At 74.2% G+C, this 8,286-nt stretch carries 10 protein-coding genes; 4 read left to right on the forward strand and 6 right to left on the reverse strand.

What is annotated here, in order from left to right:
- The 3 genes from GTW08_RS21095 to GTW08_RS21105 form a co-directional block, all read left to right on the forward strand.
- On the forward strand, nucleotides 1-610 hold a 610-nt coding region (locus tag GTW08_RS21095), incomplete at its 5' end, for an SDR family oxidoreductase (RefSeq protein WP_161152425.1).
- A 195-nt stretch (nucleotides 611-805) separates the two neighbouring features.
- Complete coding sequence (locus GTW08_RS21100; protein ID WP_083659162.1) at nucleotides 806-1,201, forward strand: VOC family protein; 396 nt, start codon at nucleotides 806-808, stop codon at nucleotides 1,199-1,201.
- Nucleotides 1,202-1,296: 95 nt separating this feature from the next.
- A complete protein-coding gene (locus GTW08_RS21105) occupies nucleotides 1,297-1,602 on the forward strand; it encodes a DUF6506 family protein (protein WP_073578447.1) in 306 nt (101 codons plus the stop codon).
- Nucleotides 1,603-1,741: 139 nt separating this feature from the next.
- Here GTW08_RS21105 and GTW08_RS21110 read toward each other — a convergent pair whose 3' ends face one another.
- The 6 genes from GTW08_RS21110 to GTW08_RS21135 all read right to left on the reverse strand — a co-directional run bounded on the left by GTW08_RS21110 (nucleotide 1,742) and on the right by GTW08_RS21135 (nucleotide 6,352).
- Nucleotides 1,742-2,062 carry a transcriptional regulator gene (locus tag GTW08_RS21110; protein WP_073578446.1) on the reverse strand — a complete coding sequence of 107 codons (321 nt, stop codon included), beginning with the start codon at nucleotides 2,060-2,062 and terminating at the stop codon, nucleotides 1,742-1,744.
- Complete coding sequence (locus GTW08_RS21115) at nucleotides 2,055-2,519, reverse strand: hypothetical protein (RefSeq protein ID WP_161152426.1); 465 nt, start codon at nucleotides 2,517-2,519, stop codon at nucleotides 2,055-2,057. The genes GTW08_RS21110 and GTW08_RS21115 overlap by 8 nt, the downstream gene beginning before the upstream one ends.
- A 517-nt stretch (nucleotides 2,520-3,036) precedes the next feature.
- On the reverse strand, nucleotides 3,037-3,921 hold the full coding sequence (locus GTW08_RS21120; RefSeq protein WP_073578579.1) for a DMT family transporter: 885 nt from the start codon (nucleotides 3,919-3,921) through the stop codon (nucleotides 3,037-3,039).
- Nucleotides 3,922-3,925: 4 nt separating this feature from the next.
- Nucleotides 3,926-5,557, reverse strand: a complete 1,632-nt coding sequence (locus GTW08_RS21125) for a peptide chain release factor 3 (protein ID WP_073578444.1) — start codon at nucleotides 5,555-5,557, stop codon at nucleotides 3,926-3,928.
- A gap of 9 nt (nucleotides 5,558-5,566) precedes the next feature.
- Complete coding sequence (locus GTW08_RS21130) at nucleotides 5,567-5,965, reverse strand: VOC family protein (protein ID WP_073578443.1); 399 nt, start codon at nucleotides 5,963-5,965, stop codon at nucleotides 5,567-5,569.
- A gap of 3 nt (nucleotides 5,966-5,968) precedes the next feature.
- Entirely contained in the window at nucleotides 5,969-6,352 is a 384-nt protein-coding gene (locus GTW08_RS21135) for an ankyrin repeat domain-containing protein (RefSeq protein WP_253067387.1), read from the reverse strand.
- Nucleotides 6,353-6,479: 127 nt separating this feature from the next.
- On the opposite strand from GTW08_RS21135, the gene ligA reads away from it, so the two are divergent.
- The coding region (gene ligA, locus GTW08_RS21140) for an NAD-dependent DNA ligase LigA (protein ID WP_346009947.1) at nucleotides 6,480-8,286 on the forward strand (1,807 nt) is incomplete at its 3' end.

The following is an 8,286-nucleotide window of genomic DNA, read 5'->3' on the forward strand; positions in this document are numbered from 1 at the left end:
CGCCCGCCGCTTCGCCGCCGCCGGCCACCCCGTCGGGGTGCTCGCCCGCTCGTCGTCCACGGTCAACGGCCTGCTCGCCGACCTCCCCGGCGGGGCAGCCGGTGCCACCGCCGACGTCGCCGACGAGGCGGCGCTGCGCACCGCGCTCGGCGGCCTGGTCGAGCGGCTCGGGGTGCCCGAGGTCGTCGTCTACAACGCCGGGGTGATCCGTGCCGACACCGTCACCGGGCTCGACGCGGCGACGCTGCGCGACACCTGGGCGGTCAACGTCGGCGGCGCGGTGACCACTGCCGCGGCGCTGCTGCCGGTGATGGCCGACGGCGACGGCGGCAGCTACCTGATGACGGCCGGCATGCCGCACCCACTGCCGCAGCTGACGAGCCTGTCGCTGGGCAAGGCCGGGCTGCGCGCGCTGGCCGAGCTGCTCGACGCCGAGTTCGGGCCGCGAGGGGTGCGGTCGGCGACCGTGACCGTGTGCGGGCCGGTCGCGCCGGGAACCGCCTACGACCCGGACGACATCGCCGAGCACTACGCCCGGTTGCACCGGCTGCCCGCCGGGGCGTGGCCGGTGGACGTGCGCCACGGCGACCCGGCCGACGCGGCGGGCTGACCCCCTCCCTGCCCTGTGGCGTCCTGCTCGGTCGCGCCCCGCGCGCTGTACCCCGCCGCGTCGGGTGGCGGGCGCGCCGCGTCGGTTCGGTAGCTGGTGGGGCGCGGCCCGCAGAACGGTCGTGCACGATTGATCATCGGGTGGAACGGGAACCCAGGACATGCACGTCCCGCTATGCGATCCGGAGGTCGTCCCGTGCCCGAGTTCCCCGCCATCCACCACCTCGCCCTCTCGGTCACCGACCTGGAGGTCAGCGAGGCCTGGTACTCGAAGCTGATCGGCTCCGAGCCGGCGATGACGTTGTCCGACGGGCCGTTCCACCGCCGCGTGTTCGCGCTGCCCTCGGGCCAGCTGCTGGGCCTGACCCGGCACGACTCCGTCGACACCGGTGACGCGTTCGCCCCGGACCGGCCGGGCATGGACCACGTCGGGTTCGGCGTCGCGGACCGGGCGGAGATCGAGCTGTGGCGCGACCACCTGGACTCGGTCGGGATCGCCCACGACGGGATCGTCGAGGCCGACTACGGCCTGGCGCTGTCGTTCAAGGACCCCGACGGCAACGCGCTGGAGTTCTTCGTCCTGGCCTCCTGACCTGGCCGGCCGGACCGCAGCGCGGCCCGCGGCGGGGCCGGGTGTGCCCGGACCGGGCTTGACCCGGAGCGGGGTTCAGTTCCGACGATGGGTCCATGACCACCGAACCGGCCCGCTGGGCCTACCTGGTCGAGCACCCCGGCGCCGACCCCGACCGTGATTGCCTCGTGCTCGAGTCCGGTGGGCAGTGCTCGATGGTCGTCGCCGTCGCGTCGACCGCGGACGCGCCCGCCGTCGCCGCCGGCCTGGTCCGCGACGAGCGGGTCACCCTGGTCGAGCTGTGCGGCGGCTTCGGGAGCGGCGACGTCGCCGCCGTCGGGCACGTCGTGTTCGGCGCCGACCAGATCCCGGCCGCCGCCTACGCGACCGCCGCCGGTTCCGTCACGGGCCGGCCCCGATGAGTCGCAGCGCGGGGAGCGGGAGACCCTGCTCCCCTCGCGGTGCAGAAGCGTCGACGCCCGACGCCGTCGGGTGTCGCCCGGAGCGGGGGCCGTGTCCCACCGGCCGACGGTCGCGGTTCCTTCTCCCCGGCGCGGCGCGTCACCCGGATCCGGACCCGTCGGCGCCACCGGCGATGTCGCGCAACGCGCCGACGTGGACCTCGACCTGCCGTCGCCCGTCCGGGCTGAGCCGCAGCCACGTCCGGCGCGCGGGCCCGTGCGGCTCCCGCCGCGAGGTCACCACGCCGGCGTCGGACAGGGCCTTGACCTGCTTCGACAGCGCGGAGTCGCTCAGTCCGACCCTGTCGCGGACGAACGCGAACTCGACCTCGCCTGCGGCGAGGAGTGTCGCGACCACACGCAGGCGGGTCGGGTCCAGGAGCAGCGGGACCAGTCGGGTGTCGGGAGAGTCCTCAGACATCGCGACCGGCGCGTGGCAGGATCCGGGTGACGAGGACGCTCCCGAGCGGGCGTGACACGCCGAGGAGGATCCCGGCGGCGGTGTTCGGGCGGCGCAGCCGGCTGCGTCGTAGGAGGGCGACGGCCACCCGCTCGGCCGCGAACCAGCCGATGGAGGCTCCGAACAACGCCGCGGCCCTGCCCGGGGCGGGTCCGTCAGCGGCCGCATAGACGACGACCGGAGTGGAACGCACGTCGGCGAGTGAGACGCCGAGCACGCCGGCGAGGGCGACCGCGGTGACGACCCGCTGACCGCGTCGCGGCAGGTGGTCCTTCGCAGCGAAGTCGAGGACGGTGAGCGCGGCGGTGGCGATCAGGACCGCGGGCCGAGAGCGCCGGTCTGCGGCGTCCACGGCCCGTCGTGCCGCCTCGATCTCCTGAAGCGCCTCGGTCGCTCGTCGTGCGTCCGGAGTGTCCATCCGAGCCCCCATCGGTGTCGTCGGGGTCGAGCGTGCCAGCTAGTTGCCGCTCAGGCAAGTAGTTCCGATGCGAGATGGTTCGGGTCCTCCGGCGGTGTGGTGGGCGATGGCGCGGCGGGAGGCTGCGCGCAGGTGGCCCGGGTCGCGCACCCTGCCGTGCCTCGGAGGTGTGTCGCCGCGATCGCCGGTACGTGACCGACGGGTCGGTGGTGGCCAGGCGGATGTCCTCGGCTGCCCGGTCCATCACAGGCCCGGCGGTAGATCGTCTTCCGCCGGTCCGCGAGTCCGCGACGCGTGCTCGCCGGCCTCAGCCGCGCGCTCATGCTGTCCCCGGCCGCGACGACCCACCGGCTCGACCACGCGCAGCCTCGACCCGGAGAACCTCGGCAGCATCCTGGCCCGCCTCACCGACCCCGGCCGCGAGCTCGTCGACCGGGCCGTCGCCGACCACGTCGACGACGAGCGGCGGATCCTCGGCCCGCTCGGCCCGGACGACCGCACTCTCCTCGACGGGTTGCTACGACGCCTGCTCGCCGGTGTCGAGGACCCCTGACCGCTCCCCGGATCCCGCGCTCGCCCGCGCCAGCGCGACCGTCGCCACCACGAGCACGACCACCAGCACCGCGACGAGCAGCCACCCCGCCCCGCCGGTGGCCAGCCGCTCGTCGAGCACGGTCACCCCGACGACCGCCGCGACCACCGGTTCCCCGACGACCACCGCCGGCAGCGAGGCCCCGAGCGCGCCGGCCTGGAACGCGGTCTGCTGCAGCAGCGTGCCCCCGACGACGGCGACCGCGAGCGCCCAGGTCTCCCACGACGTCAGCAGCGCGACGAGCCCGTCGGACAGCGTGTCGACCACGCCGAGGGTGAGCGCGGCGACGACGCCGTAGGCGATCCCGGTCGCCGCGGCGAGCAACAGCGCCCGGGCGGTACCGGTCGCGCTCCGGGCCGCGACGAGGCACGCGACGAACAGCACGAGCAGCACCGACCCGGTCGGCGCCCAGGCCGCGAGGCCCGCCCGGTCGACCCCGGCGGTCGGCTCGCCGACGGTCACGAACAGCACCAGCGCCACCACCAGCACCGCGGCCCAGACCAGCTCCCGGCGCGACGGGCGCCGCCCGGCCCACCACGCGGCCAGCGGCAGCGCGAACACCAGCTGGGTCACGATGAGCGGCTGCACCAGCAGCAGCGACCCGAACCCGAGCGCAACGGCCTGCATCGCGAACGCCACCGTGTCACCCAGCGAGCCGGCGAGCCAACGTGGGTCGCGGACCAGCCGGGCGAGCATCGCCGTGCCGCGGTCGTGCGGGTCCGCCGCCGCCGAGGTCTGCTGGGCGACGGCGGCGAGCGCGAACAGCAGCGCCGCGAGCAGCGCGGCCCCGACCGCGGCGACGGTGCTCAGCGGATCAGGAGATCGACGACCCGGCGGGCATGGCCTCGAACCGCATGTCGGGGAACTTGCGCTGGATGATGTCCATCCGCCACTTGTTGGTGAACAGCGCGAGGTGCTCGCCGTCCGAGGCGCGTCGCAGGACCTCGCACTCGGACTGCCCGGCCAGCGCCTCGACCGCCTCGGGGTCGACCAGGCGCGCGATCTGGTACGGCAGCCGGTCGAGGGTGACCGGGGCGTTGAACTCGGTCTCCAGCCGCGTGGTGACGACGTCGAACTGCAGCGGCCCGACCGCGGCGAGCACCGGCGCCTGGTCGCCGCGCAGGTCCGAGCGCAGGATCTGGATGACCGCCTCGTTGCCGAGCTGCTCGATCCCCTTGCGGAACTGCTTGTACTTGCCTGCGTCCTTCGCACGGATCACCGCGAAGTGCTCCGGGGCGAACGCCGGGATCGACGGGAACTCGACCGGGTCGGCGGCGTAGAGGGTGTCGCCGGGGCGCAGGGCGGTGGCGTTGACCAGGCCGACGATGTCGCCGGGGAAGGCCTCCTCGACGGTCTTGCGCTCGGCGCCGAACACCGACTGCGCGTACTTGGTGGCGAACGGCTTGCCGGTCGCGGCGTGGGTGAGCACCATGCCGCGCTCGAACCGGCCCGAGCAGATCCGCAGGAACGCCATCCGGTCGCGGTGCGCCTTGTCCATGCCGGCCTGGACCTTGAAGATCAGTCCGGAGGTGGGCGCCTCGAGCGGGCGGTCGTCGCCCTTCACGTCCGGGCGGGGGGCGGGCGGCGGGGCCAGGTCGACCAGCGAGTCGAGCAGCCGGGCGACGCCGATATTCGACAGCGCCGACCCGAACAGCACCGGGGTGGCCTTGCCGGAGCGGAAGCCCTCCTCGTCGAACCCGGCGCCGATCTCGTCGAGCAGGCCCAGCTCGTCCTGCGCGTTCTGCCAGTACTCCGGCTCCTGCGCGGCGATCGTCTCGGCGTCGACGACGTGCGCGGTGGCCTTGGTCGCGCCGCCCGCGGCGCGGGTGAACGCGGTGTACTCGCCGGTGGTGCGCTCGATGAGCCCCTTGAACTGCCCTGCGATGCCCAGCGGCCAGGTCAGCGGCATCGGGCGCAGGCCGATGGTCTGCTCGACCTCGTCGAGCAGCTCCAGGGCCTCGCGGCCGGGCCGGTCCCACTTGTTGACGAAGGTGACGATCGGGACACCGCGCGAGCGGCAGACGTCGAAGAGCTTGAGGGTCTGCGGCTCGAGGCCCTTCGCGGCGTCGAGCAGCATCACCGCGGCGTCGACGGCGGCGAGCACCCGGTAGGTGTCCTCGGAGAAGTCGCCGTGGCCGGGGGTGTCGAGCAGGTTGATCACACAGTCGCGGTAGGCGAACTGCAGCACCGCCGAGGACACCGAGATGCCGCGGGCGCGCTCCATCTCCATCCAGTCCGAGGTGACGCCCTTGCGGCCGGACTTGCCGTGCACCGCACCCGCGGAGTCGATGACCTCGGCGTGCAGCGCCAGCGCCTCGGTCAGGGTCGACTTGCCCGCGTCGGGGTGGGAGATCACCGCGAACGTGCGCCGGCGGGCGGTCTCGCCGACGACGCGTGCGTCGGTGGCGGATCCGGGCTGCCGGGCGTCGCTCTCGGTGGTGCTCACACCCGCATTCTAGGCGCCGCCACCGACAGCCTCCGAGGACGGCGCCCGGCTCAGGTCGACCACGCAGAACACGTTGCCGTCGGGGTCGGCGAGGACGACGAAGTCGGGCTCGGCGGGGTAGCCGTCCCAGTCGGGCAGGGTCGCCCCCAGCGATCCGAGCCGCGCGACCTCGGCCTCCTGCTCGTCGGTGGTGTCGACCAGGAGGTCCAGGTGCAGGCGGGGCCTGGGCTCGGGTGGGGAGGCACTGTGCATCAGGCCGAGTACCCGGCCGCCGCCGGGGCCGGTCAGGGTGCGCCAGGAGGGGCTCGCCCACTCCTCGGAGACCTGCAGGTGCAGCGCGGCGGCCCAGAACGCGGCGGCCCGGTCGAGATCGGCGACGCCGACGACCGGGAACCCCAGCCGCAGCACGGCTCAGGCCCCCGCTTCCAGCAGCGCCCGCATGTCGGGCAGGTCGAAGTGCTCGACGGTCGCCCACGCCGACGGGCTGCCGTGGTGCGGGTCGGCGCCCGCGGCGAGCAGCGCGGTCACCGACGGCGCCGACCGGGCGAACAGCGCGGCGGCGAGCGCGGTCTGGCCGCGGTCGTTGGTGTGGTCCGGCGTCGCGCCGCGGGCCAGCAGGTCGGCGACGACCGCGTCGTGGCCGTAGTAGGCGGCGAGGATCAGCAGGGTGTCGCCCTTGGGGTCGGTCAGCCCGACCGGGACGCCTGCGTCGAGGTAGGCGGCCAGCTGCTCCGCCGCACCCTCGCGGGCCAGGTCGAACATCCGGTGCGCGAGTTCCACGGCGGCCTGGTCCACCCCGCCACGGTAGGGGTGCCGCGGCCACCCCGCCGGGCGGCGACCGCGGTACCGGACCCGGCCCGCCACCCGTCCGGGAACCCTCGGCGACGGGTGGCTGTCGGGGGTCGCCGCTAACCTGCGCGTCGTGAGCTCCCAGTCCGACGCCCCGCAGGCCCGCGAGCGCCACGCGCAGCTGGCGGCCGAGGTGGCCGACCACCAGTTCCGGTACTACGTGCTGGACGCGCCGGTCGTCTCCGACGGCCAGTTCGACGAACTGTGGCACGAGCTGCTCGCGCTGGAGGAGGCGCACCCCGAGCTGGTCACGCCGGACTCGCCGAGCCAGCGCGTCGGCGGCACGTTCTCCACCGACTTCACCGCCCACGACCATCTCGAGCGGATGCTGTCGCTGGACAACGCCTTCTCGCCCGACGACCTGCGCACCTGGCAGGAGCGGGTGACGAAGGAGGTCGGCGAGGACCTGCACTACCTGTGCGAGCTCAAGATCGACGGACTGGCGGTGAACCTGCTCTACACCGACGGGCGGCTCACCCGCGCGCTGACCCGCGGTGACGGGCGCACCGGCGAGGACATCACGCTCAACATGCGCACCCTCGCCGAGGTGCCCGAGCAGCTCACCGCCACCGACGAGTTCCCGGTGCCGGGACTCGTCGAGGTCCGGGGCGAGGTCTACTTCCGGCTGGAGGACTTTGAGCGGCTCAACGCCTCGCTGGTCGAGGCGGGCAAGGAGCCGTTCGCGAACCCCCGCAACACCGCGGCCGGCTCGCTGCGGCAGAAGGACCCCCGGGTCACCGGCTCGCGCAACCTGCGGCTGATCTGCCACGGCCTCGGCAAGCGGGAGGGGTTCACCCCCGACACCCAGTCCCACGCCTACGACGCGCTGGTCGCCTGGGGCCTGCCGATCTCTCCGCGCACGACCGTGCTGCGGGGCATCGAGAAGGTGATCGAGTACGTCGAGCACTGGGGCGAGCACCGGCACGACGTCGAGCACGAGATCGACGGCGTCGTGGTGAAGGTCGACGAGGTGGCGCTGCAGCGCAGACTCGGTGCGACCTCCCGGTTCCCGCGCTGGGCGATCGCCTACAAGTACCCACCGGAGCAGGCCACCACGCGGCTGCTCGACATCCGGGTCAACGTCGGGCGCACCGGCCGGGTCACCCCGTTCGCGGTGATGGAGCCGGTGAAGGTCGCCGGGTCCACGGTCGAGATGGCGACCCTGCACAACGCCGACGAGGTACGCCGCAAGGGCGTGCTGATCGGCGACCGGGTGGTCATCCGCAAGGCGGGCGACGTCATCCCCGAGGTGCTGGGCCCGGTCACCGACGTGCGCGACGGTTCCGAGCGCGAGTTCGTGATGCCGACGCACTGCCCCGAGTGCGGCACCGCGCTCGTGCAGCAGAAGGCGGGCGACGTCGACCGGCGCTGTCCGAACGCCCGCTCCTGCCCGGCACAGCTGCGGGAGCGGCTGTTCCACGTCGCGGGCCGCGGCGCGTTCGACATCGAGGGACTCGGCTACGAGGCCGCGGTGGCGCTGCTGACGTCGGGCGTGCTGACCGACGAGGGTGACGTGTTCGCCCTGACCGAGGACGACCTGCTGCGGACCGAGCTGTTCCGCAACCAGAAGGGCGAGCTGACGGTCAACGGCCGCAAGCTGCTCACGAACCTGGAGGCGGCGAAGGACCGGCCGCTGTGGCGGGTGCTGGTGGGACTGTCGATCCGCCACGTCGGGCCGACCGCCGCGCAGGCGCTGGGCCGTGAGTTCGGCTCGATGGAGGCCCTGGAACGCGCCGCGGCGCAGGCGAAGGCGGACACCGAGGCGGCCGGGGTCGCGATCGTCTCCGACGGGACGGCGGGGGAGGACGACGCCGCGGCCGAGGCCGCGGCGCCGACGGCCGAGGGTGCCGCCGCCGAGGCGGCCGGCGACGTCGAGACCG

The organism is Pseudonocardia sp. SID8383 (genome assembly GCF_009864975.1).
GTDB classification, from domain to species: Bacteria; Actinomycetota; Actinomycetes; order Mycobacteriales; family Pseudonocardiaceae; genus Pseudonocardia; species Pseudonocardia alni.